Origin of the sequence: Tessaracoccus coleopterorum (genome assembly GCF_011174705.1) — a bacterium.
In the GTDB taxonomy this organism is placed as follows: Bacteria; Actinomycetota; Actinomycetes; order Propionibacteriales; family Propionibacteriaceae; genus Arachnia; species Arachnia coleopterorum.
This window is the reverse complement of sequence record NZ_JAANIJ010000001.1, coordinates 2,911,180-2,937,387: the sequence shown is the minus strand read 5'-3', so window position 1 is coordinate 2,937,387 and position 26,208 is coordinate 2,911,180. Positions and strand designations below refer to the sequence as shown.

The window sequence follows — 26,208 nt, the reverse complement described above, 5'->3', positions numbered from 1 at the left end:
CTGCCAGGTCGACGGCGGGAACCTGCGGGCGCGGCGGATCAGCTTCGCGGGGTGGCCAGCGCGCGCAGGGTCGGCCTCGCGCGCGGCGCAACCAGCTCGACCACGACGCCGTCCTCCTCACGCAGGTAGTCGGTGAATGCTCCAGCGATGCCGAAGGCCCTCGTGATGTCGCGCATCATCGCGGCCGGGCCGCGGCCGAGCTGGGTGGTCACGTCCATCGGGTACGGCCGCACCGGCAGGTACTCGGCGAGGATCGCCCCCTGCAGCCGGTCGATCCGGCCGAGTTCCCGTCCCGGTTCGGGCAGCGCCGTCATGGGCCGGGCCTGGAGGATCCAGACCTTGCGCTCTGCGATGGCCCACTCGATGTCCTGCGGGGTGCCGAACAGGTCCGCGATCCCGCGGGCGTGCGCCGCCAGCGTCGCCAGGTTGCGGGCGCCGAGCAGCGGGCTCCCGGCCACCCCGGGGCGGTCTCCCGCACTCCCCCTCATCGGCGGCCCTGACGGCGACCTCGCCGCGGCCCCGTTGCCACTCCCGGACGCGTCCGCGCCGGTTGAGGACGTAGTGGTCGGGCGTAACCAGGCCCGACACGACCGTCTCACCGAGCCCTACCCCGGCGTCGACGACGATGGTGCCCCGGTCACCGGTGACGGGGTCGGCCGTGAACAGCACCCCGGCGAGGTCGGCGTCGACCAGTCGCTGCACTACGACCGCGATGGCCACGTCACCGGGCTCGATTCCCCTTGCCGCGCGGTAGGCGACGGCACGGTCGTTCCACAGTGAGGCCCAGCAGCGTCGGACGGCCACGAGGACATCTGCGACGCCCACCACGCCGAGGATGGTGTCCTGCTGGCCGGCGAACGCGGCTCCGGGCAGGTCCTCCGCGGTGGCGCTCGAGCGGACGGCAACGGCCCCTCCCCGAGACCGGAGTACGCGGTGGAGATCTGCTCGGTGAGCCCTTCCGGAAGTGCGGCCCCGAGCAGGGCCACGCGCAGGGCCTCGGGCGGGCTTCCATGGCGAGCAGGTCCCCGAGCCCCGCGAGGTCGGCGGCCTCCAGGTACGCGGCGGTGGTGATGACGAAACCGGCGGGCACGGGCAGGCCGGCCCGGGTCAGCTCCCCCAGGTTCGCCGCCTTTCCGCCCGCCGTGGCGAGGTCGGCGGCCCCGAAGGCCTCGAGGGTGCGACGAGAGGCGTGGTGGAGGTTGTCATGGGTGCTCCAGGCGGGGTTCGGCCGGTTGCCGGGCGCAGAGCGGCAGGGCGGGAGGGCGGCAGGAACGCTACGGGGTGACGGCGGGGGCCGCGTCCTGTGCCGCGAGCAGCATCTCTCCTCACCTCCCGAATAGAAAACCATTCGTTCTCTAACCGTACTTCGGGCCCTCGGGTTCGGCAATACCCAGCGGCACCGCCCCAACGCGCGCGCCGGGCCGCGGTGACAGACCGGAGACATCCGAACCGGCCCCGTGCTGTAGATTCGGCTCGACTCCGGAAGGAATGCGATGGACGAGACCACGCGCGCCCTGTTGTCGGGCGACGACATCTCCTGGGCGTTGACCCGCATGACCCACGAGATCCTCGAACGAAACCGCGGCGCCGACGGCGTGGTCCTGCTTGGCATCCTGACCCGCGGGCGCCCCTGGCACGCCGCATCGCCGCGATCGCGGAGCGCGACGGGCAGTCGCTGCCGGCCGGCCAACTCGACATCACCATGTACCGCGACGACCTGCGGGCCAACCCCACCCGGACCGTCGGCCGCACGATCCTCCCGGGCGACCTCGACGGACGGACGGTCGTGCTCGTCGACGACGTTCTCTACTCCGGCCGCACGGTGCAGGCCGCACTCCACGCCCTCGCCGACCTCGGCCGCCCACGCGCCATCCAGCTGGTCACGCTGATCGACCGCGGCCACCGCGAACTGCCCATCCAGGCCGACATCGTCGGCAGGTCGATCCCGACGGCCCGCTCCGAGCGGGTGCGGGTACAGCTGGCAGAGACCGACGGCATCGACCTCGTCACCATTGAACGGAGCGCCCTGTGAAGCATCTCCTCGGCATCGCCGACCTCAGCCGCGACGAGATCGAGATGATCCTGGCCACCGCCGAGGAGATGCACGACGTGCAGTCGCGGCCCATCAAGAAGCTCCCGGCGCTGCGGGCCGCACCGTGGTCAACCTCTTCTTCGAGGACTCGACCCGCACCAGGTCGTCGTTCGAACTGGCGGCCAAGTGGCTCTCCGCCGACGCGATCAACGTCTCCGCGAAGGGCAGCTCCGTCAGCAAGGGCGAGTCGATGCGCGACACGCTCATGACGCTCGACGCGATGGGCGTGGACGCGATCGTGATGCGCCACGCCGGCTCCGGCTCGGTCCGGCAGGCCGCGGGCTGGGTCCGCGCGTCGATGGTCAACGCCGGCGACGGCATGCACGAGCACCCGACCCAGGCCCTGCTCGACGCGCACGCCATCCGGCGCCACCTCCGGCGCCACGATCTCGGCGACATCGAGGGCAAACGGGTGGCCATCACCGGCGACCTCCTCCACTCCCGGGTGGTGCGCTCCAACGTGGCGCTCCTCCACAAGCTGGGCGCCTTCCCCGTCCTGGTCGCTCCCCCACGCTGCTGCCCCCGGCGTCGACGCCTGGGGTGTGGAGGTCACCACCGACTTCGATTCGGTGCTAGCCGACCTCGACGTCGCCATGATGCTGCGCGTCCAGCGCGAGCGGATGAGCGGCGGCTTCTTCCCCTCGGAGCGCGAGTACATCGCGGGCTACGGGTTGACGGCGACGCGCCTTGCCCGGCTCAAGCCGGGGCCTGCATCGCCCACCCGGGCCACTGAACCGCGGCCTCGAGATCTCCTCGCCCGCGGCCGACGCCGCGCAGTCGATCATCCTCGATCAGGTCTCCTCCGGCGTCGCCGTCCGGATGAGCGTTCTGTACCACCTGCTGGCCGGAGATACCGGCAGCGAGCGAAGGGACTGACAGCCTTGACCGCCACCCAGCTGCGCTCCGTGACGCTGCCCGACGGCAGCCGCACCGACCTCTTCATCGCCGACGGCGTGCTGGTCGACGCGGCCCCCGCGGGCGCCGCGTCGATCGACTGCGACGGGCTGCTCGCGCTGCCCGGCCTCGTCGACGTGCACACCCACCTCCGTGAGCCCGGTCGCGAGGACGCCGAGACCGTGCTCTCCGGCTCGACGGCGGCCGCCCGCGGCGGGTTCACCGCCGTGTGCGCCATGGCCAACACGACACCCGTCACCGACACCGCGGAGAAGGCCGAGTACATCCGCGAGCTCGGAATCCGCGCAGGCCGGGTCGACGTCGCTGTGATCGGCGCGATCTCGAAGGGCTGGCCGGCGAGCAGTTGGCCGAGCTCGGCCTCATGCACAGGTCCGCCGCCGGGGTGACGATGTTCTCCGACGACGGGCACTGCCTCATGAACCCGCTGCTGATGCGTCGGGCCCTCGAGTGGGTCAGGCCGTTCGACGGCGTCATCGCGCAGCACTCGCAGGACTCGTACCTGGCCGGGCCCGGTGCCTGCTGCCACGAGGGCGAGATCTCGGGCAGGCTCGGCCTCGGCGGATGGCCGCCCGTCGCCGAGTCGACGATCATCGCCCGTGACGTGCAGCTTGCCGAGGCCACCGGTTCACGGCTCCACGTCTGCCACGTCTCCACCGCTGAGGGCGTCGACGTCATCCGCTGGGCGAAGGCCCGCGGCATCCGGGTGACCGCCGAGGTCACGCCACACCACCTCCTGCTCGACACCTCTGAACTGGAGGGCTACGACACCACCTTCAAGGTCAACCCGCCTCTGCGCCCCGACGAGCACATCGAGGCCGTCCGCGCCGCGCTCGCCGACGGAACGATCGACGTGGTGGCCACCGACCACGCGCCACACGCCTCGCACGACAAGGACCACGCCTTCGTCGATGCCCGGCCGGGATGCTCGGCCTCGAGCAGGCCCTCTCGGTCGTCATCGCGACCATGGTGCGGCCCGGCCGGCTGGACTGGGTGGGGGTCGCGGACCGGATGAGCCACACCCCGGCCCGGATCGCGGGCCTCGCGGGCCACGGCCGTCCGCTCGCAGTCGGCGAGCCGGCCAACCTGGTGCTCATCGACCCGACGCGGGACTCGACTGTCGACAGGTCGGCCTCTGCGTCGCTGTCGCGCAACAACCCGTACCACGGCAGATCGCTCCCCGACCCGGTCGAGGCCACCTTCCTCCGCGGCAGGCAGACGTACCGCCGCTGATCCGAGGTGCTCACCCCGAGCGCCCATTGCGACCGATCGGTGGTGCTGCACGGCGGCGGTTCGTCGGACGGCCGGGTCAGCCCTTGACCGCTCCGGCGGCCAGACCCGACTGCCAGTAACGCTGCAGGAACAGGAACAGCACGATCAGCGGCAGGACGCCCACGAGCGAGCCGAGCAGCACCGCACCGCGGTCGGGCGAGAAGTAGCTCATCATGCCGTAGAGGCCCAGCGTGACCGGCTTCAACTCCGGGGAGCTCAGCATCATCAACGGGAGCATGAAGTTGTTCCAGGTGGCGACGAAGATGAACAGGAAGATCGTCACCATCGCCGGGGCGAGAAGCCTCAGCACCATGGTGAAGAAGATCCGTGCCTCGCCCGCGCCGTCGATGCGGGCCGCCTCGAGGAGCTCGGTGGGCACCGACGTCGTCGCGTAGACGTTGCCGAGGAACACGCCGAACGGCGAGACCATACACGGGATGAGGATCGACCAGATCGTGTTGTTCAGCCCCAGGTTGCTGAACAACAGGTACATCGGCACCGTCAGCAGGGCCACCGGCATCAGCAGCCCGACCATGATGGTGCCGAGCATCGCGCTGCGGCCCGGGTAGTTGAACTTCGCCATGGCGTAGCCGGCCGAGACGGCGAGCAGCGTGCCGACGACCGCGGAGGCGGTCGAGTAGAAGATGGAGTTGAGCACCCAGCGCGGGAAGAGGCCCTGCGTCCACTCCATCAGGGCGCTCCAGTTGCCTGCCCAGTTGATGTCGTCGGAGAACCAGAAGCCGAAGGTGGACACGAGATCGCTGTTCGACTTCGACGAGGCGAAGACGACCCACACGATCGGGAAGAGGAAGTACACGAGGGTGAACACGAGCAGGATGATCGTGAGCACGCGGGCCGGCAGCTTCGGCGCGATGGAGCGCGGCGGCTGGCCATCGATGGACGGACGGTAGACGAGGCCGTCAGGGTGGTCTTCATCCTGGGCATCACTTGTTTACCTTCTTCGAGATGATGAAGTACCCGACCGCGAGCACGCCCGCGATGAGCGCCATCAGGATGGAGATCGCTGAGGCGGGCCCGGATCCGGACGGGGTCAGCTGACCCATCATCGAGTTGTAGGACATCATCATCGGGTGTACGTGTTGGGCATCCACCCGGCCAGCTTCTGCATCACCGTCGGCTCATTGAAGAGCTGGATCGTGCCGACGATCGACAGCAGGACCGCGAGGAGTGCCGCGGAGGAGACCATCGGGATCTTGATCTTCGTGGTGATCTTCCAGCCCGATGCCCCGTCGATGCGGGCCGCCTCGTAGAGGTCCCCCGGGATGGCCTGCAGCGCGGCCAGGAAGATCAGCATGTTGTAACCGGTGTAGGTCCACGTCGTCATGTTGGCCATCGACCACAGGATCACCTGGGGTGCCATGAAGAACGGGTTGCCGTCGATGGCGGGGAGTCCGCCCGCGAAGGGCGAGACCTCCGGGACATAGAGGTAGCCCCAGATGATGGCCGCGATCAGACCGGGGATCGCGTAGGGCAGGAAGAAGCTGAGTCGCCACCCGGCGCGGCGCCGCACCAGGAACGAGTCGAGGATGAGCGCGAGGATGAGCGCGACGCCGATCATGATGGGGATCTGGACGATGCCGAACAGCATGACGCGCCCGACGCCGGTCCAGAAGGCCGGGTCGCTCCCCGCGACCAGGTAGTTGTCGAGCCCGACGAACACGTCGACCTTCTCACCGCCTCCGAAGAGGCCCCGCCGGATGCCTTCTGCTGGAAGAAGCTGGAGTAGAGCGCCGAGATGATCGGGGCGGCGAAGACGAGACAGAAGGCCAGGAAGAACGGGAGGGAGAAGGCCCACCCGGTGAGCGCCTCGTGCTTCGCCTGTCGGCTCCACTTACCTCGGCGCGCCTGTGCGCCCGGTGTGGTTGCAGAAGTCATGGGATCATCCTTGCAGGGGAGGTTGTCCGATGGGGTGGCGGCAGAAACGCCGGGCCCGGGAGGGTGAGTCCCGAGCCCGGCGCTTCTCAGATCAACGGTTGATCACTTGGCGACGGGGAGACCGGCGTCCTCGAGCGCTGCGATCGAGGCGGCCGCGGCGGCGGTGAAGACGTCGGCGACCTTGCCCGTGCCGGAACCGGCGGCGGCGGCCGCCTCGTTCATCTTCGGGCCGACGGCGGAGAAGCCGGGGATGTAGTTGACGGCGTTGGTGTTGGCGTTGGCCGTCACCAGCTCGGACATGACATCCTGGCCACCGAACTGACGCAGCTGCTTCTCGGAGGTCTTGGCTGCGGTGGTCGCGGCGGGGACGAGGCCCTGCGAGGCGAGGTCGTCGACCTGGGTGTTGAACCAGGCGTTGAAGGCCATCGCCTCGGCCGGGTTCGCGCAGCCCTTCATGATCGCGACACCGGAGCCGCCGTCGGGGCCGGTCTTGGCCGAGCCGCCGATGGCGGGCATCTGAGCGACCCGCCACTGGCCCTCGAAGGCGGTGCCGTCGAGCGAGTCGAGGGTGAAACCGGTCTCCCAGGCCGCGGCGACGTGACCGATGATCGTGCCGTCGAGGATGGCGGCATCCCACTGCTCGCTCCAGCGGTTGACGACCAGGGCCGACTTGGCGTCGAGCATGCTCTGCCACATGGTGGCGACGGCGGCGGTGCCCGCGTCGGAGGTGTCGATCTTCCACTGGTCGTTCTCGGCCGAGAACCAGTTGGCACCCGCACCGGCGGCCTGGCCCGCGAGCCAGTTCTGGCCCTCGTCGGGGTGAACACGGCGGCGTACTTGCCTGCGGCGGCCGCCTTGGCGGCGACCTCGACGAGCTCGGCGTCGGTGGTGGGACCTCAAGGCCCAGCTTCTGGAACTCGGCCTCGTTGTACATGTAGATGAGGGTCCCGAATCCTGGGCAGGCCGACGGTCACGCCGCCGACGCTCATCTGGTCGAACGCGCCGCCGAACTGGTCGCGGTACTTGTCGGCCTCGGCCGTGACGTCCTCAACCAGGCCCTTGACGAACATCTCGGGCACCTCGCCGTAGCCGAGCTGCGCGAGACAGGGGCGTTGTCCGCCTTCACGTCGGTCTCGAGCTTGGTGATCATCTCCTGGGCCTTGCCGTCGAACTTGGTCGAGGTGACCTGGATGTTCGGGTTCTCGGCGTTCCACTTGGCGATGATGTCCGCGACGGCGGTCATGCCCTCGCCGTCGGGGAGACGGTGCAGATACTGCAGCTCGACGACCTCGGCCGGGGCCGTCGCCGAGGCGCTGCCGCCGGCGGTGGCGGCGGGCGACCCGCTCCCCGACGGCGTCGTACCTGCACAGGCGGACAGGCCGAGAGCGGTCACCGACAACAGCGCGGTCACCTTCATGTAACGCTTGAACGAGACTGACATTCAATCCTCCGGATCTACTTTGAGCGGGAGCTCTTCTGTGTGAATGACGGTACACCGACCTGACCGCCCTGCAATCATCGGGGCTGGAACCGCTCACAATTCTGGCGGAAATGAACTGCCGCTCTGAGCGATACTGACCGTTTAGCGGCTCATGGCCGCTCACTGCGCCTCCCTCGTGCCCGCCCACCCCGCGGGCGCTCCATCTGGGGACCCGGCTCCCCGGTAGGCTCGGGCCGAACCGATCGGAGGATGGTAAATGACTGAGCTTGCCAACGTTGGCGTGGTGGGGATGGCCGTGATGGGCTCCAACCTCGCAAGGAACCTGGCCCACAAGGGACACAGGGTGGCGATCTACAACCGGACGGCGGCCAAGACCGACGCGGTGATGGCCGAACACGGTTCCGACGGCGACTTCCGCCCCGCCCACGAACTGGCCGACTTCGTCGCATCGCTCGAGAGGCCACGCCGCATCATCATCATGGTGCAGGCCGGAGGCGGCACGGACGCGACCATCGACGCGCTCGTCCCCCTCCTGGAGGAGGGCGACATCGTCGTCGACGGGGGCAACGCCTTCTACGAGGACACCCGGCGGCGCGAGGCGAGGCTCCGCGAGCTGGGGCTCCATTTCGTGGGCGCAGGCATCTCCGGCGGCGAGGTCGGCGCGCTCGAGGGCCCCTCGATCATGCCCGGCGGTTCCCGGGAGTCCTACGAGGCGTTGGGCCCCATCCTCGAGTCGATCTCCGCCCAGGTGGACGGGGAGCCCTGCTGCACCTACATCGGCACCGACGGCGCGGGCCACTTCGTCAAGATGATCCACAACGGCATCGAGTACGCCGACATGCAGTTCATCGGCGAGGCGTTCCAACTCCTGAAGGGTCTGGGCCTCACCTACCCGGAGATGGCCGACGTCTTCGCCGCCTGGAACACGGGTGATCTCGACTCGTACCTGATCGAGATCACCTCCGAGGTGCTGCGCAAGGTCGACGCCGCAACCGGTCGCCCGCTCGTAGAGGTGATCGTCGATGCCGCCGGCATGAAGGGCACCGGCACCTGGACCGTGCAGTCCGCCCTCAACCTCGGCACCCCCGTCAACACCATCGCCGAGGCCGTGTTCGCCCGGGCCATCTCGTCCGCCCCCGAGCTGCGGGCCGCCGCTCAGCGCGCGCTCACGGGCCCGGCAGGGGTGATCGAGGCAGCCGACCGTGACGCCTTCATCGAGCAGATCCGCCAGGCCCTCTGGGCGAGCAAGGTGGTCGCCTACGCCCAGGGCCTCGACGAGATCCGCATGGCCGGGGCCGAGTACGGCTGGGACATCAACATCGGCGATGTGGCCGGGATCTGGCGTGACGGCTGCATCATCCGCGCCCGCCTACTGGAGCGGATCCGCTCGGAGTACGCGGCCAACAACCTCGTGACGCTCCTCGAGGCACCCTCGATCGCCGAGGGCCTGACCGGGGCGCAGGAGGGTGGCGAGAGGTCGTCGCGGCCGCCGTCAAGGCGGGGGTCCCCGTGCCGGGCTTCTCCGCGGCGCTCGCCCACTACGACCAGGCCCGCGCCCCGCGACTGAACGCGGCCCTCACGCAGGGACTGCGCGACTACTTCGGTGCGCACACCTACCGCCGGGTCGACCGCGAGGGTTCGTTCCACGTCAACTGGTCGACCGACGGCTCGGAGGAGCAGACGGCCTGACGGCCCTCCTCGATACGGCGCCGGCAGGTCGGGGGCGGGTGGCAGGATTGCCCGCATGACCGACCCGCTGGCGCCGTTCTCGCTGCCCACCCGCCAGTGGTTCTCCGACGTCTTCGCCTCCCCCACGGCCGTCCAGGCCGAGGCGTGGCGCTCCATCGCCGCGGGTGAACACTCGCTCGTGGTGGCGCCCACCGGCTCGGGCAAGACCCTCGCCGCATTCCTGTGGGCCATCGACGCCCTCGCCAATGCCACGGTCGCGACCCCGGGACGCGGGTGCTCTACGTGTCGCCACTCAAGGCGCTCGGCGTCGACGTCGAACGCAACCTGCGTGCTCCGCTCACCGGCGTCCGGCTCGCGGCGGAGCGGCTCGGGGTCGGGCTGCGTCCCATCACCGTCGGCGTCCGTTCCGGCGACACCGCTCCCCGGGAGCGGGCCGCCCTGCTGCGGCACCCGCCCGACATCCTCATCACCACACCCGAGTCGCTCTATCTGATGCTCACAAGCGGTGCACGCAGGACCCTCACCGATGTCGGCACCGTGATCATCGACGAGATCCACGCGGTGGCGGGCACCAAGCGCGGCAGCCACCTCGCGCTGAGCCTCGAGCGACTCGACTCCCTGGTGGGCGACGATGTGCAGCGCGTCGCGCTGTCGGCCACGGTGCGTCCGATCGACCGGATCGCAGCGTTCCTGGGCGGCGACCGACCGGTCACGGTCGTGGCCCCGCCCACCACCAAGTCGTGGGACGTCGCCGTCCGGGTGCCGGTGCCGGACATGGCCGACCCCGGCCCACGCCCGGGGCCGAGGCACCCGTCGACCCGCTGCTCGCAGGGCGGGCACCGACACCGTCTCCGTTGACGCCCCCGGCAGCGGGTCACTCTGGCCCCACGTCGAGGCCGAGATCTACGGGAGGGTCAAGGAAGGCCGCTCCACCCTGATCTTCACCAACGGGCGTCGGACAGCCGAGCGCCTCACCGGGCGGTTGAACGAGATGTGGGCCGAGGAACACGCCCCTGACACGCTGCCCCAATCCCGGCCAGGCCCCTGCGCAGGTGATGGCTCCGGCGGACACCGTGCGCGGCGCCCCGGCGGTGATCGCCAGGGCCCACCACGGGTCGGTCAGCAAGGAACAGCGCGCCGAGATCGAGGCGGCGTTGAAGGCGGGCGACCTGCGCTGCGTGGTGGCCACCAGTTCACTCGAGCTCGGGATCGACATGGGGCCATCGACCGGGTGATCCAGGTGTCGGCTCCCCCATCGGTGGCCAGCGCGCTGCAGCGGGTCGGGCGGGCCGGGCATGTGGTGGGCGCCATCTCGCACGGCGACGTCTACCCCTCTTCCGGGGCGACCTCGCCGCCGCCGTCGTCACGGTCGAACGCATGCTCGCGGGCGAGATCGAGGAGCTGAAGGTGCCGAGGCATCCGCTCGACGTGCTGGCGCAGCAGACGGTGGCCGCGGCCGCCGCGGCGGGTGAGGATGGCCTCGACGTCGACGACTGGTTCGGCACCGTCACCCGGGCGCAGCCCTATGCAGGCCTGCCGAGGCCGCTGCTCGACTCGGTGGTCGAACTGCTGACCGGCGCCTACCCGTCCGCGGACTTCGCAAACCTGCGGGCCCGGCTGGTACTGGGCGATGACAAGCGTCTCTACCCGCGGCCAGGCGCGCTGCGGCTCGCGGCGACCTCCGGCGGCACGATCCCGACCGCGGGCTGTACGGCGTGTTCCTGGTCGGCGACGAGCAGGGAGCCCGCCGCGTCGGGGAGCTCGACGAGGAGATGGTGCACGAGTCGCGGGTGGGTGACGTGTTCACGCTCGGCGCCTCGTCATGGCGCATCGAGGAGATCACCCGCGACCAGGTGCGGGTCTCGCCCGCCCCCGGCAACACCGGACGGCTGCCGTTCTGGCGCGGCGAGGACGAGGGGCGCCCCGTCGAGCTCGGACGCGGCATCGGGCGGCTGCAGCGGGAGGCGGCCCGCGATCCCAACCGGCTGGCCCATGCCCACGTCGACGACAACACGCGCACCAACCTGGCGACCTACCTCACGGAGCAGCGCGCGGCCACCGGCGTGGTCCCCGACGAGAAGACGGTGGTGCTCGAACGCTTCCGCGACGAGTTGGGCGACTGGCGCGTCGTGATCCACTCCCCGCTCGGCCGCCGGGTGCTCGGGCCTGGGGCACCATCATCGCCGCGGCGCTGTCGTCGGAGACGGGCATCGACGTGCAGCCCGTGGCCGGCGACGACGGGATCGTGCTGCGGCTCCCCGACTCCGACGTGGTGGACCGGCTCGCCGGGTTGCTCCTCGTCGATCCCGACGACGTGCTCGACCTGGTGACGACCCAGGTCGGCGGGACGGCCCTCTTCGCGGGCCGGTTCCGTGAGGCCGCCGCCCGGGCGCTGCTGCTGCCACGGCCCGACCCGAAGCGCCGCGCGCCCCTGTGGCAGCAGCGGCAGCGGGCCGCGCACCTGCTGGAGGTGGCCCGCCACTACCCGCGGTTCCCGATCGTGCTCGAGACGGTGCGCGAGGTGACGCAGGACGTCTACGACGTACCCGCGCTTGTCGACCTGATGCACGCGCTTCGCTCCGGATCGGTGCGGCTCGTGGAGATCGTCACGGAGCGACCCAGCCCCTTCGCGGCGAGCCTGCTCTTCCGCTACCCGGGCGCGTTCATCTACGACGGCGACGTGCCGTTGGCCGAGCGGCGCGCCGCGCTGCTGTCGCTCGACCCCGACCTGTTGGCGGCGGCGCTCGGCACGCTCGACCTGCGGGAGGTGCTCGACCCCGACATCGTGGCCGAGGTGGTCGCCGAGCTCAGGCACCTGTCCGGCGATCGCCGGGCGCGCACCGTCGAACAGGTGGCCGACCTGCCACGCCTCCTCGGCCCGATACCGCTCGCCTCCCTCGGCGACCACCTCGAGGGGATCGACGTCGCGGCGGCCCTCGACACGCTGCGGGGCAGGCTCGCGGTGGTGCAGCTGGCGGGCAGGGAGCACCTGGTTGCCACAGCCGACCTCGGCCTGCTGCGCGACGCGCTGGGGGTCCCGGTGCCGGCCGGGCACGCGGCACCACCGTCGGCCGAGGGCGCGACCCGCTGACGCAGCTGGTGGCCAGGTATGCCCGCACGCACGGCCCGTTCACGGCACGGCAGGTGGCGGCCGACCTCGGCCTCGGGCCGGCGACGGTGGCGCTGGTGCTGGAGCGGGAGGCCGCCGGGCGGCGGCTGAGCGCCGGCCGGTTCACGTCCTCCGATCTCGAATACGTCGACCCGGAGGTGCTGCGGAGGCTACGGTCCCGCTCGTTGGCGAAGGCCCGCTCCGAGCTGCAGCCCGTGTCGCAGTCAGGGTATGCGCGCTATCTGGCCTCCTCCCATCAACTGGTCGAGCGACCGGGGTCGAGCCCGGATGAGGTGCTGCTCGTCCTCCAGCGGCTGGCCGGTGTCGCGCTGCCCGCCTCCGCCTGGGAGACCCATGTGCTGCCCTCGCGACTGGGTGGCTACTCCCCGCCCATCTGGATGCGCTGATCGCGGAGGGCGAGGTGTTGATCCGGTTCCGGGGCGCGGCCGGCCCGAACGACCCGCTCGTCGCGCTCGTCCCTGCCGACGACCTCGACATGGTCGGCGACCCGGAGCAGGCACCCGATGCCGAGTCGGCCGCGGTGGCCGGGGCACTCGCGGCGGGCGACGGCACCTACCTGTCGCTGCCGGAGCGCTCGGTCGAGGCCTGGTGGAAGGCGGCCGAGCAGGGGCGATCGCCCCCGTTTCCTTCGCGCCCGTGCGGGCCCGGATCGGGGGTCCCTCCCGCGGCGCCCACAAGGCCGCCCGGCCGAACCCGCGTGGCAGGGCCCGCATCCCGCGACTGGGCCGCGCCCCGCTGACGGCGACGCCGTCGGAACCCTCGACGGGGGCCGCTGGTACCGGGTGCCCGACCATCGCCCCTCCCCGGCCGAACGGGCACTGGCCCTCGCCTCGTCATGGCTATCCCGGTTCGGCGTCATCACGCGCGGCGGGGTCACCGCCGACGGCACACCCGGCGGGTTCGCCGCCGCCTACCGGCTGCTGGCCGAGTTGGAGCAGGCAGGCAAGGTGCTGCGCGGCTACCTCGTCGAGGGCCTCGGTGGCGCCCAGTTCTCGACGCCCGACGTCATCGGGGAGGTGCGCACCCACGCCGACTCACCCGATCAGGGCCCGTGGCCCTCGGGGCGACGCACCCCACCCCGTGGTGGTGGCCGCGCTCGACCCCGCGAACCCCTACGGCAGCGTGCTGCCCTGGCCCGAACATCCGACGGCGCGGCCGTCCAGGGCGGCCGGCGCGCTCGTGGTCATGGCCGACGGCGTGCTGCTGGCCCACCTGACCCGTGGGGGCCGCCTCCTGACGCTCTTCGGGGAGGACCGGGAGGGGTCGCCGGGCTCGTCGTGGCCGCGCTCCGTGCCGCGGTGGGTGAGGGTCGGATGCGGCGGATCCGGATCGAGGAGGTCGACGGCGGACGCGTCGGCGCGAGCGGGCTCGAGTCGGCGATGCTCGCGGCGGGCGCCCGCCTAACCCGAAGGGCGTCACGATCGAGGCGCCCCGTGCCTGAGGGTGACTCCGTCTGGAGGCTCTCGGAGCGGCTCCAGCCGCTGGTCGGCCGGACGGTGACGTACTCGCAGTTCAGGGTGCCCCGGCTCGCCACGGCCGACTTGGCGGGCGAGGCCGTCACGCGGGTGTGGCCGCACGGCAAGCACCTGTTCTGGAGGGTCGGAGCCCGGGTACTGCACACCCACCTGCGGATGGACGGCACCTGGCGGATCCACCCGGAGGGCACCCGCTGGTCGCTGCCTGCACACACCGCCCGGGTCGTGATCCGTGTCGAGGGCGGCATCGAACTGGTGGGGCACTCCCTCGGCCTGGTGGAGCTCTGGCCCGCCTCCGAGTTCGGCGCGCGCACCGGGTGGCTCGGGCCCGACCTGCTGGCCGACGACTGGGGTGGCGAGGGCCGCTGGTCGCCGTCGGGCAGGGACGAGGCGCTGCGCCGGATCCTGGCCGACCCGGGGCGCACGATCGGCGAGGCCCTGCTCGATCAGCGCAACCTGGCGGGCATCGGCAACGAGTACCGCGCCGAGGCCTGCTTCCTGCGCGGGATCCGCCCGACCACCCCTGTGTCGGAGGTGGATGTGCCCGCCATCGTCGACCTGTCGGCGCGGTTGATGCGCGGCAACCTGTCGAGCCCCGTGCGCACGTTCACCGGCGACCACCGCCGCGGGCACACCACCTTCGTGTTCGGCCGGGCCGGTCGGCCCTGCCTGCGCTGCGGCACGGCGATCCTGAAGGACACCCTCGGCGGGGCGACGAGCGTCGCCGACCCCGAGGCGGGCCGGGAGCGCATCATCTGGTGGTGCCCCGGTGCCAGGCGTGACGCTCGCGTGGCGCGGGTCAGGGTGCCAGGTGCGACGCGAGGCGGGCGCGTGTCGTGTCCCCGAGGTCGACGGGGCGTCCCGTCAGGTCGGCCGAGACCAACACCGTCGTCGCCCGCGCGAACACGAGCCCGCTCCCCTGGTCCATGATCTCCGTGGCGAGCGTCATGGAGCTCGATCCCAGCTTCACCGGCGCAACGAGCGCGGTGAACGGCTCCACCCGGTGCGGGATCTGGCTCAGGTAGTGCACGTCCTGCCGGACCACCAGCCACAACCGGTCCGAGTCCTTCGTGCCCGCCCTCGCCATCGTCGGGTCCCACGTCGTTGTGGCCGCCACGCGCGCCTGCTGGACGAAGTCGTAGACCATGGCGTTATTGACGTGGCCGTAGGCGTCGAGGTCGGACCACCGCACGGGCAGCGGGACGGGCAGGCCCCGGCCCGCGAGCTCCGGCGCCTCGATCACCCGGAACGGCGCGGCGTCGACCATGTGCCCCGAGAAGAACTCCCGGTACCCGGGCAGCAGCCGGATCGGCCGCTGCAGGTCGAAGTCGAACGCGCAGAGCACCGTCCGTGCGACCGCGGCCAACTCGCCCTGACGCACCGTGTAGCTGAGCTGCAACCGGGAGGCCCTGAGCTCGGAGACCCCGAGCTCGATCGTGACGGGCAGGGCGTCATAGGCGATCGGGCGGTGGTACTCGATCTGGTGCGAGACGACGACCACGCCGCTGTCCAGCAGCGCAGAGGCCGGGCCCTGCCGCAGGAACGCGACGCGCGCCTCCTGCAGGTAGTCGATGATGACGGCGTTGTTGACGTGCCCCTGCGCGTCCATGTCCGACCAGCGCTGGGGCACGTGTACAGGAACACTCAGTCGCCCTGGGGTACAGCGAGTCGACGAGATCGGAGTAGGTGTCTGCGACGACGCCACGACGGATCTTCATATTCGCGGTGACACCCGAGTTCTCCACGGTCAACTCGTGGTCGAGGATCGCGAACTTCTTGACCGTCTCCCACCGCTCGAGCTTCGCGTTGGCCCTGGTCATCTGCTTCTCGATGGAGGCGTGGATCTCGGGACGCTGCGACAGCTCGGCGTAGCTGCCCTGGAGGCCGCGCTTGTCGGCCCACTTCTGCAGGAGCGCGGGGTCGAGGACCACGAGCGCCGAGACGTACTTGCGCCCGTCGCCCACGGCGATCGACTGGGCGATGTAGGGGATGTTCGCCTGGATGGCCGCCTCCACCTTCTGCGGTGCGACGTACTTGCCGCCGGAGGTCTTGAAGAGGTCCTTCTTCCGGTCGGTGATGCGGATGTGGCCGCTCTCGGCGATCTGGGCGATGTCGCCGGTGTGGTACCAGCCGTCGACGAAGGTCTCGGTCGTCTGTTCGGGGAGGTTGTGGTAGCCGGCCGCCATCGTCGGCCCGTTGAGGAGCAGCTCACCATCGTCGGCGAGCCTGGCCTCGATGCCCGGCAGCGGGGCCCCGACGGTGCCCAGGTGGGGATCGGTCGGCAGGTCGACGCCGACGATCGCGCTGGTCTCGGTGGCACCGTAGCCCTCGACGATCAGGATGCCCGCCGCGTAGAACCACTTCTGCACCTGGGGCTGAGCTTGGCCGAGCCGGAGATCATGAACTTGATGCGGCCGCCGAGCCTCTCCTTGAGCTTCGAGAACACGAGCCTGTCGGCGATCTTGTACTTGAGTGCGAGCGCGCCGGTGATCTCGCGGCCGGCGAGCCGGTCGTCGATCGTGTCGTAGCCGACGGAGAAGGCCCAGCGGGCGATCTTGGCCTTCAGGCCGGTGTTGCCGGTGAGCACCGCGCCACGCACCTTCTCGAAGATACGGGGAGCGCCGCACATGATGGTCGGGCGGACCTCGCCGAGGCCCTGGACGATCTTGTCGATGCGACCGTCGACCGCCGAGCAGAAGCCGTACGCGATCTGGCAGGAGATGAGGGCCTTGCCGAACACGTGGCTGAGCGGCAGCCACAGGTACTGGAGGTCGTCCTCGTCGAGGATCCCGAGGCGGAGCACCGATGCGCTGACGTAGGTCCAGCAGACGTGGTTGAGCCTGACGCCCTTGGGCGGCCGGTGGTGCCTGAGGTGTAGATCAGGGTCGAGAGCGTGTCGGGTCCGGTCGAGGCGATCGACTCGTCCAGGGCTCCCGGGTTCTCCGCGTTGAACGCATCGCCGAGTGCGAGGAGCTGCTCGTAGGAGAGGATGCGGTCGTTGAGGGTGACACCGGCGGTGTCGAGCACCACGATGGTGTGGATCTGTTCGGTGAGCGAGGCGTCCCCGAGCACCTTCTCGACCTGGGCCGCGTCCTCGGCCACCAGGATGCGGGTGCCCGAGTCGGACAGGATGTAGTCGACGTCATCGGCCTTGGTGTTGGGGTACACGGTGGTGGTGGCTCCGGCCGCCACCGCGATGGCGAGGTCGAGGTAGATCCACTCAACCCGGGTGTTGGAGGCGATCGCCACCCGCTCCTCGTACTTCAGGCCACGCGCCAGCAGGCCGCCCGCGAGGCTGTCGACGATGTCGCCGGTCTGCCGCCACGACACGGTGGTCCAGGTGTTCGGGCCCTCCGTCGCGCCGTCGGGCACCATGAAGGCGGGACGGTCGGGGGTGGCGGCGACCCTCCTGCGGAGGAGTTCGCCCACGCTGCTCGGTGAACTGGCAAGGATCTCTTCGCGAACAGACATCTTCGGCTCTTTCTCGGGTCATCCGGGACTGGGTTTGCCGCAAGAGTAACGTCCCCGGCCCACTCGCGGGAGACCCGACATGCTTGAAATCTAAATCACGTGGTAGAATCGCGGCCATGTCTGAACCAGTGTCGGGCTGGCTCAACGAGAGTCAGCAGAGGGTCTGGCGGAGCTATCTCCTGGCCAAGACGCACATCGAAGAGTATCTGGACGCCGAGCTGCGCCGCTTCAATCTGAGCCTGTCGGAGTACGAGCTGCTCGTGCGGCTGAGCGAATCACCCGACCACACCATCCGGATGGGCGAGCTCGCCGCGGCCGTCGGCCACTCGCGCTCCCGCCTCACGCACACGATCAAGCGGATGGAACAGGCCGGCTACGTGACCCGCTCGTCGTGCTCCTCCGACGGCCGCGGGGTACAGGCCCACATGACTCCAAAGGGCTTCGACCTGCTGAAGGAGGCTGCCCCCGCCCACGTCGACTCCGTGCGGCGCGTGTTCGTCGACGCGATCTCGCCGGAGGACTTCGCGGCGCTGGGCCGCGCGATGCAGGCGACACTGGCGGTGGCAGACTAGGGCGGTGACCATCTCCGCCACCTCGCCTCAGGCCCGACTCCTCGACCGGCTGGGGGGCCTCTCGGAGATCCTCGACGACTCCACCCTCACCCGGGCCCTGTACTCGAGCGACGCGTCGCTGTACCGCGTCGAACCCGAACTGGTCGCCCACCCCCGCACCCCTGACGAACTCGTGACGTTGGTACGGGCCGCGCTCGACGCGGGCGTGCCCATCACCGCGCGCGGCGCGGGCACCTCGTGCGCCGGAAACGCCGTCGGACCCGGCCTCGTGATCGACGTGGCCAGGCACCTCACCACGATCCATTCGATCGACCCCGTCGCACGGACCGCCGTGATCGACCCGGGCGTCGTGCAGGACCAACTCCAGCAGGCGGCCCGCCCGCACGGGCTGCGGCTGGGCCCCGACCCGTCGACCTCCAACCGCTGCACCGTCGGCGGAATGATCGGCAACAACGCCTGCGGCCCCGCGCCCTCGGCTACGGCCGGATGGCCGACAACGTGGTGAGCCTCGACATCGTCACGGGCAACGGCGACCTCGTCACCCTCGGCGTCGACGACCTCCCGGAACTGCGCTCGCTCGTCGCCGCCAACCTCGGCACCATCCGCACCGGGTTCGGCACCTTCAGCCGGCAGGTGTCCGGCTACTCGTTGGAGCACCTGCTTCCGGAGCGGAAGTTCGATACCGCCAAGTTCTTCGCGGGCACCGAGGGCACCCTCGGCGTCATCGTCCGCGCCACCGTCCGGCTCGTGGCCGATGCCCCGAGCGGTTGATGGTGGCGCTCGGCTACCCGACGATGCCCGACGCGGGCGACGACATCTCCAACCTGCTGCGCTTCTCCCCCACCGCCTGCGAGGGCCTCGACCGCCGCATCGTCGACGTCGTCATCGCGAAGAACGGGCCCGACAGCGTCGGCGCACTGCCGGCCGGGGACGGCTGGATGTTCCTCGAACTCGTCGGCGGAGACGCGGCCGAGGTGCGTGCCCGCGCCGATGCCCTCGTCGGAGCGGCCGCCGCCACCGAGGGATGGATCGTCGACGACCCCGCCCGGGCCTCCCAGTTGTGGAAGATCCGCGCCGACGGCGCCGGCCTTGCGGGAGTCAGCCTCGCGAAGCCCGCCTACGGTGGCTGGGAGGACGCCGCCGTCCCGCCGCAGCACCTGGGCGAGTACCTGCGCGAGTTCGACGCACTGCTCGAACGGCACGGCCTGCACGGCCTTCCCTACGGACACTTCGGCGACGGCTGCGTCCACTGCCGGATCGACTTCCCCTCACCGCGCCCGACGGCGCGGAGCGGTACAAGGAGTTCGTGACGGAGGCCGCCATGCTGGTGGCCCGCTTCGGCGGCTCGATGTCGGGCGAGCACGGCGACGGGCGGGCCCGCTCCGCGCTGCTCCCCACATGTACTCTCCGGAGGCCATCGAACTGTTCGGGCAGGTCAAGAGGCTGTTCGACCCGCGCGGCCTGCTGAATCCCGGGTGCTGGTCGACCCGGCCCCGTCGAACAGGACCTCCGGATGGTGGCGGTCAGCCGGTCGCCCCTCTCGGCCGACGCCGCCGAGTTCGTCGAGGCCGTGCACCAGTGCTCAGGCGTCGGCAAGTGCCTCGCCAACTCCACGGCGACGGGCGGGGTGATGTGCCCGAGCTTCCAGGCCACCCGCAACGAGAAGGACTCGACCCGCGGCCGCGCCCGCGTGCTGCAGGAGATGGTCAACGGCTCCCTCATCACGCAGGGCTGGCGCTCCCCGAGGTGCACGCCGCCCTCGACCTGTGCCTCTCGTGCAAGGGCTGCGCCCGCGACTGCCCCACCGGCGTCGACATGGCCGCCTACAAGGCCCGCGTCACACACGAGACCTACAAGGGACGGCTGCGCCCCGTAACCACTACGCGTTGGGCTGGCTGCCGCGTTGGGGCCGCCTCATCACGACCGTCCCCGGCCTCGGCCGACTGGTCAACGCGATCGGCCGGGCCCCGGCCTCGGCAGGGCGCTCCGCTGGGGCGCCGGGGTCGACGCGCGCCGTCAGATCCCGACGTTCGCGTCGCGGACTGCCCGCTCCCGCCTCGGGAAGGGACCCGCCGGCACCAAGGGCAGGGTGCTGATCTGGGTCGACTCGTTCTCGGACTGCTTCGAGTCGAACTCGTTCGCCGCCATGGCCCAGCTGCTGGTGCGCCTCGGCTACGAGCCGGAGGTGCTGAACGAGACCGCCTGCTGCGGCCTCACCTGGATCTCGACCGGTCAGTTGGACGGCGCCCGCCGCCAGCTCACCAATGCGGCGGCCGTGCTCGCCCCCTACGTGGCCGAGGGCGTACCGGTCATCGGCGTCGAGCCCTCCTGCACGGCGGTGTGGCGGAGCGACGCTCCTGAGCTGCTCCCCGACGACGCCAACGTCGCCGCCCTCAACGGGGCCGTGCTGACGCTGGCCGAGTTCCTCGACCGGGATCCCGACTTCACCGCCCCCGACCTCAGCGGGCACACGATCGTGGCGCAGCCGCACTGCCACCACGCCTCCGTGCTCGGTTGGGCGAGAGACCGTGCGCTCCTCGAGGCGACCGGCGCGGAGCTCGTGGTGGTCGGCGGCTGCTGCGGCCTGGCGGGCAACTTCGGCGTCGAACGCGGCCATCACGACGTCAGCGTGAAGGTGTTCGAGCACGACCTGGGCCCGGCCGTCGAGGCCCGCCCCGACGCGATCGTGCTGGCCGACGGCTTCTCCTGCCAGACGCAGCTGACCTCACTGGCCGACCGCTCCTCCATGTCGCTCGCGGAGCTGCTCGCCACCCACTGACGCCCGCGCCGTCACCGGGTCGGCACGACGGAGCCCCCACTTTCCTGATCATGCGATGCAACCGCCGCCCCCGGCGGACGTATCTAGCATGAACAACACTTCAGGAGAGGGGGAAACCAGTGGACGAGGAACAGTTCGACCGCTTCTATGCGACGTCGTTCAGCCGGGTCGTCGGCGCCATCTACGCGATGTGCGGCAACCTGACCGAGGCCCAGGACTGCGTCCAGGAGGCCTTCATCCGTGCCTGGGACCACCGCCACAAGCTCGACACCGCGAACTCGCCGGAGGCCTGGGTACGCACCACGGCCTACCGGCTCGCCGTCAGCCGCTGGCGCAAGGCCAGGCGGGCCTTCCGCCAACCCGACCGCGCGCTGGAACACGCCCGCGACGTCGAACCCACGCCCGACCGGATCGCCCTCGAGGCGGCGCTGGCGAAGCTGCCGGAGGACCAGCGCCGGGCCATCGTCCTCTACCACCTGTGCGACCTGAGCGTGACCCAGGTGGCGCAGGAGGTCGGCGCCCCACCGGCACCGTCAAGGCACGCCTGTCACGCGGCCGCGCCACCCTCGCGCAGCTGCTCGCACCCGAACCGGAGGTCCGTCATGCCTGACCGCATCCCCCAGCTGGACCAACTCTCGGCCAGGGCCAAGGAGGTCCCATGCTGCCCCATCAGAGATCCGCCGACTCGGCAACCGCCGCCGCACCACCCGCCGGGTCGCGACGACCGTCGGTGCCGCCGCGGTCGCCGTCGCCGCCGGGTTCGGCGTCTATACCTCCCCGCTCCTCGACGGCGTGCTGAACGACCCGATCTGGGCCAACACGGCGAGCCCGACCCCGACACCGACCGCTACCCGAGCCAGGTCGATCCCACCGAGACGCCGGTCGGGCCCACCCCCAGCCCACCGACGCTCCCACCCCGGTCCGACAGCTGGGTGGGAGACGGTGCCGGGAGTCGAGGCGTTCTTCCCACCCGAGGCCCTCGACGGGGGCAAGGTGATGGGTGAGCGCACCGATCTGGGCGCCGCGAAGGGTGTCTGCGACCCCGGCGACGTCGGCTCCCCGACGCCGTGCTGGTGCGGGAGATCGGCGGCGTCGACAACACCGAGCCGTTCGGCTGGGCCACCGTGCTCCAGTACGACTCGGCGGCCGACGCCGGGCAGGCGTTCGGCACGATCCGTGACGCGGCGCTCGGCTGCAGGGCGCAGATGACGGACGCCGGGCTCACCGATCCCGGCACCGCCGACCTGACCGACGGCGTCCCCTTCGATGCCTCGGCGGTGGACGCTGACCCGGTGGAGATGGCCTACGTGACCGGCTCGGGGCTCTTCCCCGACGCGGAGGATGGCATCTTCACCTCGACGTTGGTGCTGCAGGCGGGCGACCGCGTGCTGTGGCTGACCGAGAAGGTGCAGGGGATGGACTACAACTGTGGCCCCGGCCCCGACCAGGACGCGGGTCAGTGCGCGATGCCCGCGGCGCTGGACCAGGCCGCACAGAACCTGCTCAGGTAGCAGCACCTCGGGAAGCAACCACGGAGGCGGGACGTCAGCACGACGGCTGACGGCCCGCCTTTCCGTCGTCCACGTTCATCCCGCCTCTCCACGACGGTTCCCACGCCACCGGTGGGCCCAGGCGTACGCTCAGGAGCGTCACCCCCAACGCAGGAGGCCACCATGTCACGCATCCCGGGCAGCCCGCTGGGCGTGTCGGCGGCCGCGTTGGTGGCCAGGTCGATCGACTCGACGCCCCGCTGCCGCTCGACGAGGCATGCGGCCTGCTCGGCGACGACTCCACCCTCTTCGTCGACATCCGCGAGCCGCAGGAATGGGAGCGGGAGGGGATCATCCCGGGCGCCTACCGGGCACCCCGCGGCATGCTCGAGTTCTGGATCGACCCCGCGAGCCCCTACCACCGTCCCGTGCTCGACGACGGCCGTCGCCTCGTCCTCTACTGCGCCTCCGCGTGGCGTTCCGCGCTGGCGGTGGCGACCCTGAGGGAGATGGGCAGGGATGACGTCACACACATCGCCGGGGCTTCGCCGCATGGCGCTCGGCCGGGCATCCCATCGAGCCGTATCCCTCGACAAGCGCTAGGGACAGCGCACCCGGTGCCGGCGTCTACCCGGAGCGGGTGGGAGGCTGGGCGCTCGCCCAGGCGCTGACAGCCCGCCGTCCCTCGACCACGATCAGCGCCAGCAGCGCGACATAGGTCAGGGGCAGGGCGACGATGATCAGCCCGCTCAGCACCTCCGCGAACCCCGACCCGAAGATGCGGCCGACCAGTGAAGGCAGGTCACGCCCGGGCGCCGACTCGGGCAGGGTCAGCGCGAGCAGCAGCCAGAGTCCGTAGTAGATGAACGAGAGCGTGGCAGAGCGGCGGCCGAGGAAGTGGCGCCACTGCTGCCTCCGGTATGACCAGGCGAGCAGGCCGGCGATCACCTGCAGGGCCACGGTGGCCGGGAACGCGATCACGGTGTAGAGGAAGAAGATGCCCGCAGGCTCGGTCGTCGCGGCCCGCAGCAGGAAGACGCTCCCGGGCAGGACCACGATGGCCCACCAGAGCGCGCGGTAGGCCACCTCACCCAGACGGTCACGAGGCACCTGGGGAAGTTCCGGCATGGGCCAGAGCCTAGCGTCCGGCCGGGCATGGCGGAGGCCCCCACCCGGAGCGGGTGAGGGCCTAGGCACGGCCGTGGTCAGCGGGTCAGGCGGCGGTGGGCCGACGACTTCGGCCGCGAGGCCTCCGGACCGAGGCGCGCGATCTTGTTCTCCTCGTAGTCGGCGAAGTTGCCCTCGAACCAGTACCAGTTCGCGGGTCCTCATCCGTGCCCTCCCAGGCCAGGATGTGGGTGGCGACGCGGTCGAGGAACCACCGGTCGTGGGAGATCACGACGGCGCAACCGGGGAAGTCGAGGAGCGCGTCCTCGAGCGACTGCAGCGTCTCGACGTCCAGGTCGTTGGTGGGCTCGTCGAGCAGCAGCACGTTGCCGCCCTGCTTCAGCGTCAGCGCCAGATTGAGGCGGTTGCGTTCACCACCGGACAGCACACCGGCGAGCTTCTGCTGATCGGGCCCTTGAACCCGAACGACGCGACGTAGGCGCGCGACGGCATCTCGAAGTTGGCGACCTTGATGAAGTCGAGCCCGTCGGAGACGACCTCCCACACATTCTTCAACGGGTCGATCCCGGAGCGGTTCTGGTCGACGTAGCTGAACGAGACGGTATCGCCGACCTTGAGCTCGCCGGCATCGGCCTGCTCGATGCCGGTGATGGTCTTGAACAGCGTGGTCTTGCCGACACCGTTGGGGCCGATGATGCCGACGATGCCGGCGCGGGCAGCGTGAACGACAGGTTGTCGATCAGCACGCGGTCGCCGAAGCCCTTCTTGAGCTTCTTCGCCTCGAGGACCACGGAGCCGAGGCGCGGACCCGGCGGAATGTTGATCTCGGCCAGGTCGACGGAGCGGTTACGCTCCGCCTCGGCCGCCAGTTCCTCGTAGCGTGCAAGGCGGGCCTTGCTCTTGGCCTGGCGGGCCTTGGGTTCGAGCGCACCCACTCGAGTTCCTTCTCGAGGATCTTGGCGCGCTTGGCGTCCTTCTTGCCCTCGATCTGGAGGCGCTGACGCTTGGTCTCCAGGTAGGTGGAGTAGTTGCCCTCGTACGGGTGCAGGCGGCCGCGGTCGATCTCGCAGATCCACTCCGCGACGTTGTCGAGGAAGTAGCGGTCGTGCGTGACGGCCAGCACGGCACCCGGGTAGTTCTTGAGGTGCTTCTCGAGCCAGTCGACGGACTCGGCGTCGAGGTGGTTGGTGGGCTCGTCGAGGAGCAGCAGGTCGGGCGCCTCGAGCAGCAGCTTGCAGAGCGCCACGCGACGGCGCTCACCACCGGAGAGCACGTTGACGGGCGAGTCTGACGGCGGGCACTGGAGCGCGTCCATCGCCTGCTCCAGCATGGAGTCGATCTCCCACGCGTTGCGGTGCTCGAGCTCGGTCTGCAGCCGGCCCATCTCGTCCATCAGCGCGTCGAAGTCGGCGTCCGGCTCGGCCATGGCCATGCCGATCTCGTCGTAGCGCTTCAGCATCGCCTTCGTCTCGGCGACGGCGAGCTCGACGTTCTCGATGACCGTCTTGTCCTCGTCGAGGGGGGTTCCTGGAGCAGGATGCCGACGGTGGCGCCCTTCTGGAGGTTCGCCTCCCCGTTGTTCGCCCTGTCGAGCCCGCCATGAGCTTCAGCATGGTGGACTTGCCCGCGCCGTTCGGCCCCACGACGCCGATCTTGGCGCCGGGGTAGAACGACAGCGTGACGTTGTCGAGGATGACCTTGTCTCCGACCGTCTTGCGGACGTTGTACATGGTGTAGATGAACTCAGCCACTGTGAGCAGATCCCTTCGGTTTGACCGCAGGCCAGTATGCCAGCTTGGCCGCCGACTCCCGAAAGCGTCAGTCGACGATGCGGTCGAGCGCCCTGCGCGCCGAGGCGTACCGCGCCACCTCTGCCTCGGCGGGTTCGACCACGCGGCGCCTGGCCACCTCGGCGACGGCGGCCTCCAGGGAGCGACGCGCCCGGCGGGCGGCGCTGCGCGCGGTCGCCGCGATGATCAGTTGCGAGACGGCGCTCAGGATGACGCCCGCGAGCAGCCCACCGAGCGTGAGTACGGTCGGGAGCGGAACCCGCAACCCGTCCTCGGTGCCGATCGGCACCGTGCCGAGCGGCGGCAGCCCGAAGTAGCCGAGCACCATGTTGACGGTGAGCCATCCGACGCCCACCACGACGGCGGCGATCAGCAGCCACTGCAGCGCCCGGATCGCCCCCACCAGATCGGCGGCCGCGCCACTTTCAGGTCGGTGCCGACAAGGGCGCGGTCGAGCTCGTCGGGAGAGTGGGTTCCGAGGCATGCACCACGGCCCGGATCGATTCCTGCCATGCCGGGGCATCGACTCGCCCAGCTCGTGTGAGAAGGCCCTGAGCCCGGTGGAGAGATGCGCGCCCGCGGCCGACGACCTCGCCGGAAGCGAGCTGCGGTTGAGCGCGGGGTCTGGCCCGGTTCGTCCTTGGCTTCACCCGATCCGAGTCGGAGTCGTTTCAGGGGGTCGGGGCGGAGCCTTCCGAGCCACTTCACGAGCGGCCACCCGGTGGCCAACTGACCGCGGTGCTTCACCGAGCTGCGGACGGCGTCGACCACCGTCGGCACGCCGGCGGCCTCGGCGAGCTGCGCATTCAGCGCCCCGATCGTGCGGGAGGCCACCTTGCCGGCGGCACCCTGCCGACGGCGTTGTCGAGCTCGGCCGCGGAGACCTCGACGTCGGCGGCGAGGCGCCGGGCCGCGGCGCGCTTCCCTGTGGCGAGGGCGCCGAGCCGGCGGCGCATCTCCTCGATCCCCAGCCCGGTGACCGCACTGGTGGCAAGCAGGGGACGCCGGTCAGTCCGTCCGCGTCGAGCAGCGTGCGGATGTGTTGGAGGCACTGGTCGAGCTGTCGCGGCG

23 protein-coding genes and 12 pseudogenes are annotated in these 26,208 nt (G+C 70.6%); 20 read left to right on the top strand and 15 right to left on the bottom strand.

Going from position 1 to position 26,208, the window contains the following annotated elements; genetic code table 11:
• Window positions 1-38: 38 nt before the first annotated feature.
• From G7085_RS31150 to G7085_RS27775, 3 genes and pseudogenes are all read right to left on the bottom strand, one after another.
• The gene (locus G7085_RS31150) at window positions 39-458 is read right to left on the bottom strand and encodes a PEP/pyruvate-binding domain-containing protein (protein WP_331715795.1); all 420 of its coding nucleotides are present in this window, start codon (window positions 456-458) and stop codon (window positions 39-41) included.
• 139 nt (window positions 459-597) lie between these two features.
• Window positions 598-873: pseudogene (locus G7085_RS31145) on the bottom strand (PEP/pyruvate-binding domain-containing protein); the annotation flags it as partial.
• Window positions 874-1,081: 208 nt separating this feature from the next.
• Window positions 1,082-1,348, bottom strand: a pseudogene (locus G7085_RS27775) (hypothetical protein); the annotation flags it as partial.
• A gap of 145 nt (window positions 1,349-1,493) precedes the next feature.
• Here G7085_RS27775 and pyrR point away from each other — a divergent pair.
• The 5 genes and pseudogenes from pyrR to G7085_RS33220 all read left to right on the top strand — a co-directional run bounded on the left by pyrR (window position 1,494) and on the right by G7085_RS33220 (window position 4,237).
• Window positions 1,494-2,032, top strand: a pseudogene (gene pyrR, locus G7085_RS18905) (bifunctional pyr operon transcriptional regulator/uracil phosphoribosyltransferase PyrR).
• A gap of 124 nt (window positions 2,033-2,156) precedes the next feature.
• Window positions 2,157-2,825 (top strand): hypothetical protein, encoded by a 669-nt coding sequence (locus G7085_RS18900; protein WP_331715794.1) that lies wholly within the window; start codon window positions 2,157-2,159, stop codon window positions 2,823-2,825.
• A 148-nt stretch (window positions 2,826-2,973) separates the two neighbouring features.
• Window positions 2,974-3,393: an amidohydrolase family protein gene (locus G7085_RS33230; protein WP_331715793.1), complete on the top strand. Its 420-nt coding sequence runs from the start codon at window positions 2,974-2,976 to the stop codon at window positions 3,391-3,393.
• Window positions 3,369-4,019, top strand: a complete 651-nt coding sequence (locus G7085_RS33225) for an amidohydrolase family protein (protein ID WP_331715792.1) — start codon at window positions 3,369-3,371, stop codon at window positions 4,017-4,019. Before G7085_RS33230 ends, G7085_RS33225 begins: the two co-directional genes overlap by 25 nt.
• Complete coding sequence (locus G7085_RS33220) at window positions 4,016-4,237, top strand: hypothetical protein (RefSeq protein WP_331715791.1); 222 nt, start codon at window positions 4,016-4,018, stop codon at window positions 4,235-4,237. Before G7085_RS33225 ends, G7085_RS33220 begins: the two co-directional genes overlap by 4 nt.
• Before the next feature lie 76 nt (window positions 4,238-4,313).
• Here G7085_RS33220 and G7085_RS18890 read toward each other — a convergent pair whose 3' ends face one another.
• The 3 genes and pseudogenes from G7085_RS18890 to G7085_RS33215 form a co-directional block, all read right to left on the bottom strand.
• A complete protein-coding gene (locus G7085_RS18890) occupies window positions 4,314-5,150 on the bottom strand; it encodes a carbohydrate ABC transporter permease (protein WP_408647229.1) in 837 nt (278 codons plus the stop codon).
• Window positions 5,151-5,220: 70 nt separating this feature from the next.
• A pseudogene (locus G7085_RS18885) lies at window positions 5,221-6,172 on the bottom strand (carbohydrate ABC transporter permease).
• A 102-nt stretch (window positions 6,173-6,274) separates the two neighbouring features.
• Window positions 6,275-7,589 (bottom strand): annotated as a pseudogene (locus G7085_RS33215) (ABC transporter substrate-binding protein).
• 280 nt (window positions 7,590-7,869) lie between these two features.
• Here G7085_RS33215 and gndA point away from each other — a divergent pair.
• From gndA to G7085_RS36500, 10 genes and pseudogenes are all read left to right on the top strand, one after another.
• Window positions 7,870-9,302: pseudogene (gndA, locus tag G7085_RS18870) on the top strand (NADP-dependent phosphogluconate dehydrogenase).
• Window positions 9,303-9,357: 55 nt separating this feature from the next.
• A pseudogene (locus G7085_RS31140) lies at window positions 9,358-9,537 on the top strand (DEAD/DEAH box helicase); the annotation flags it as partial.
• Window positions 9,525-10,160 (top strand): DEAD/DEAH box helicase, encoded by a 636-nt coding sequence (locus G7085_RS18865; RefSeq protein ID WP_456300405.1) that lies wholly within the window; start codon window positions 9,525-9,527, stop codon window positions 10,158-10,160. The pseudogene G7085_RS31140 and the gene G7085_RS18865, both read left to right, overlap by 13 nt.
• Before the next feature lie 197 nt (window positions 10,161-10,357).
• Window positions 10,358-10,537 (top strand): helicase-related protein, encoded by a 180-nt coding sequence (locus G7085_RS18860; protein WP_197512084.1) that lies wholly within the window; start codon window positions 10,358-10,360, stop codon window positions 10,535-10,537.
• The gene (locus G7085_RS18855) at window positions 10,534-10,707 is read left to right on the top strand and encodes a hypothetical protein (protein ID WP_197512083.1); all 174 of its coding nucleotides are present in this window, start codon (window positions 10,534-10,536) and stop codon (window positions 10,705-10,707) included. Before G7085_RS18860 ends, G7085_RS18855 begins: the two co-directional genes overlap by 4 nt.
• Window positions 10,680-11,874: pseudogene (locus tag G7085_RS36510) on the top strand (DEAD/DEAH box helicase); the annotation flags it as partial. The gene G7085_RS18855 and the pseudogene G7085_RS36510, both read left to right, overlap by 28 nt.
• A complete protein-coding gene (locus G7085_RS36505; RefSeq protein ID WP_456300419.1) occupies window positions 11,866-12,393 on the top strand; it encodes a hypothetical protein in 528 nt (175 codons plus the stop codon). The pseudogene G7085_RS36510 and the gene G7085_RS36505, both read left to right, overlap by 9 nt.
• A gap of 8 nt (window positions 12,394-12,401) precedes the next feature.
• On the top strand, window positions 12,402-12,818 hold the full coding sequence (locus tag G7085_RS18845) for an Lhr family ATP-dependent helicase (RefSeq protein ID WP_197512081.1): 417 nt from the start codon (window positions 12,402-12,404) through the stop codon (window positions 12,816-12,818).
• Window positions 12,819-12,832: 14 nt separating this feature from the next.
• Window positions 12,833-13,171: a hypothetical protein gene (locus tag G7085_RS18840; RefSeq protein ID WP_197512080.1), complete on the top strand. Its 339-nt coding sequence runs from the start codon at window positions 12,833-12,835 to the stop codon at window positions 13,169-13,171.
• A gap of 43 nt (window positions 13,172-13,214) precedes the next feature.
• Window positions 13,215-14,837: an Lhr family helicase gene (locus G7085_RS36500; protein WP_456300404.1), complete on the top strand. Its 1,623-nt coding sequence runs from the start codon at window positions 13,215-13,217 to the stop codon at window positions 14,835-14,837.
• Here G7085_RS36500 and G7085_RS27760 read toward each other — a convergent pair.
• The 3 genes and pseudogenes from G7085_RS27760 to G7085_RS36490 form a co-directional block, all read right to left on the bottom strand.
• Window positions 14,794-15,471 (bottom strand): annotated as a pseudogene (locus G7085_RS27760) (acyl-CoA thioesterase); the annotation flags it as partial. The gene G7085_RS36500 and the pseudogene G7085_RS27760 sit on opposite strands and share 44 nt — an antisense overlap.
• The gene (locus G7085_RS36495) at window positions 15,359-16,093 is read right to left on the bottom strand and encodes a hypothetical protein (protein ID WP_456300418.1); all 735 of its coding nucleotides are present in this window, start codon (window positions 16,091-16,093) and stop codon (window positions 15,359-15,361) included. The pseudogene G7085_RS27760 and the gene G7085_RS36495, both read right to left, overlap by 113 nt.
• 42 nt (window positions 16,094-16,135) lie before the next feature.
• Window positions 16,136-17,282: pseudogene (locus G7085_RS36490) on the bottom strand (AMP-dependent synthetase/ligase); the annotation flags it as partial.
• A gap of 212 nt (window positions 17,283-17,494) precedes the next feature.
• Here G7085_RS36490 and G7085_RS18825 point away from each other — a divergent pair.
• The 5 genes and pseudogenes from G7085_RS18825 to G7085_RS35575 all read left to right on the top strand — a co-directional run bounded on the left by G7085_RS18825 (window position 17,495) and on the right by G7085_RS35575 (window position 22,890).
• Window positions 17,495-17,950, top strand: a complete 456-nt coding sequence (locus G7085_RS18825; protein ID WP_197512079.1) for a MarR family winged helix-turn-helix transcriptional regulator — start codon at window positions 17,495-17,497, stop codon at window positions 17,948-17,950.
• Window positions 17,951-17,960: 10 nt separating this feature from the next.
• A pseudogene (locus G7085_RS18820) lies at window positions 17,961-20,729 on the top strand (FAD-binding and (Fe-S)-binding domain-containing protein).
• 119 nt (window positions 20,730-20,848) lie between these two features.
• Entirely contained in the window at window positions 20,849-21,733 is an 885-nt protein-coding gene (locus G7085_RS27755; RefSeq protein ID WP_331715785.1) for an RNA polymerase sigma factor, read from the top strand.
• Window positions 21,734-21,802: 69 nt separating this feature from the next.
• The gene (locus G7085_RS18810; protein ID WP_197512078.1) at window positions 21,803-22,240 is read left to right on the top strand and encodes a hypothetical protein; all 438 of its coding nucleotides are present in this window, start codon (window positions 21,803-21,805) and stop codon (window positions 22,238-22,240) included.
• Between the two features lie 77 nt (window positions 22,241-22,317).
• On the top strand, window positions 22,318-22,890 hold the full coding sequence (locus G7085_RS35575; RefSeq protein WP_197512975.1) for a rhodanese-like domain-containing protein: 573 nt from the start codon (window positions 22,318-22,320) through the stop codon (window positions 22,888-22,890).
• Here the strand turns inward: G7085_RS35575 and G7085_RS18800 are convergent.
• The 6 genes and pseudogenes from G7085_RS18800 to G7085_RS18785 form a co-directional block, all read right to left on the bottom strand.
• On the bottom strand, window positions 22,847-23,329 hold the full coding sequence (locus G7085_RS18800; protein WP_197512077.1) for a hypothetical protein: 483 nt from the start codon (window positions 23,327-23,329) through the stop codon (window positions 22,847-22,849). The two genes, G7085_RS35575 and G7085_RS18800, sit on opposite strands and share 44 nt — an antisense overlap.
• Before the next feature lie 103 nt (window positions 23,330-23,432).
• Window positions 23,433-23,891, bottom strand: a complete 459-nt coding sequence (locus tag G7085_RS27745; protein WP_331715784.1) for an ATP-binding cassette domain-containing protein — start codon at window positions 23,889-23,891, stop codon at window positions 23,433-23,435.
• A 195-nt stretch (window positions 23,892-24,086) separates the two neighbouring features.
• Window positions 24,087-24,806 (bottom strand): ATP-binding cassette domain-containing protein, encoded by a 720-nt coding sequence (locus G7085_RS27735; protein ID WP_231979709.1) that lies wholly within the window; start codon window positions 24,804-24,806, stop codon window positions 24,087-24,089.
• A 157-nt stretch (window positions 24,807-24,963) separates the two neighbouring features.
• Window positions 24,964-25,077: pseudogene (locus tag G7085_RS31135) on the bottom strand (ATP-binding cassette domain-containing protein); the annotation flags it as partial.
• 88 nt (window positions 25,078-25,165) lie between these two features.
• The gene (locus G7085_RS18790; RefSeq protein ID WP_197512076.1) at window positions 25,166-25,540 is read right to left on the bottom strand and encodes a hypothetical protein; all 375 of its coding nucleotides are present in this window, start codon (window positions 25,538-25,540) and stop codon (window positions 25,166-25,168) included.
• Window positions 25,541-25,943: 403 nt separating this feature from the next.
• Window positions 25,944-26,093, bottom strand: coding sequence for a hypothetical protein (locus tag G7085_RS18785; protein ID WP_197512075.1), 150 nt, complete (start codon window positions 26,091-26,093; stop codon window positions 25,944-25,946).
• Window positions 26,094-26,208 lie beyond the last annotated feature (115 nt).

Coding starts and splice junctions, on each gene's coding strand:
- G7085_RS36495 (WP_456300418.1), bottom strand. CDS start 16,093: ATGGCGGCCGGCTACCACAACCTCCCCGAACAGACGACCGAGACCTTC.
- G7085_RS36505 (WP_456300419.1), top strand. CDS start 11,866: ATGCACGCGCTTCGCTCCGGATCGGTGCGGCTCGTGGAGATCGTCACG.
- G7085_RS18785 (WP_197512075.1), bottom strand. CDS start 26,093: ATGCGCCGCCGGCTCGGCGCCCTCGCCACAGGGAAGCGCGCCGCGGCC.
- G7085_RS33220 (WP_331715791.1), top strand. CDS start 4,016: ATGAGCCACACCCCGGCCCGGATCGCGGGCCTCGCGGGCCACGGCCGT.
- G7085_RS27735 (WP_231979709.1), bottom strand. CDS start 24,806: ATGCTGAAGCGCTACGACGAGATCGGCATGGCCATGGCCGAGCCGGAC.
- G7085_RS33225 (WP_331715792.1), top strand. CDS start 3,369: ATGCACAGGTCCGCCGCCGGGGTGACGATGTTCTCCGACGACGGGCAC.
- G7085_RS18825 (WP_197512079.1), top strand. CDS start 17,495: ATGTCTGAACCAGTGTCGGGCTGGCTCAACGAGAGTCAGCAGAGGGTC.
- G7085_RS18860 (WP_197512084.1), top strand. CDS start 10,358: ATGGCTCCGGCGGACACCGTGCGCGGCGCCCCGGCGGTGATCGCCAGG.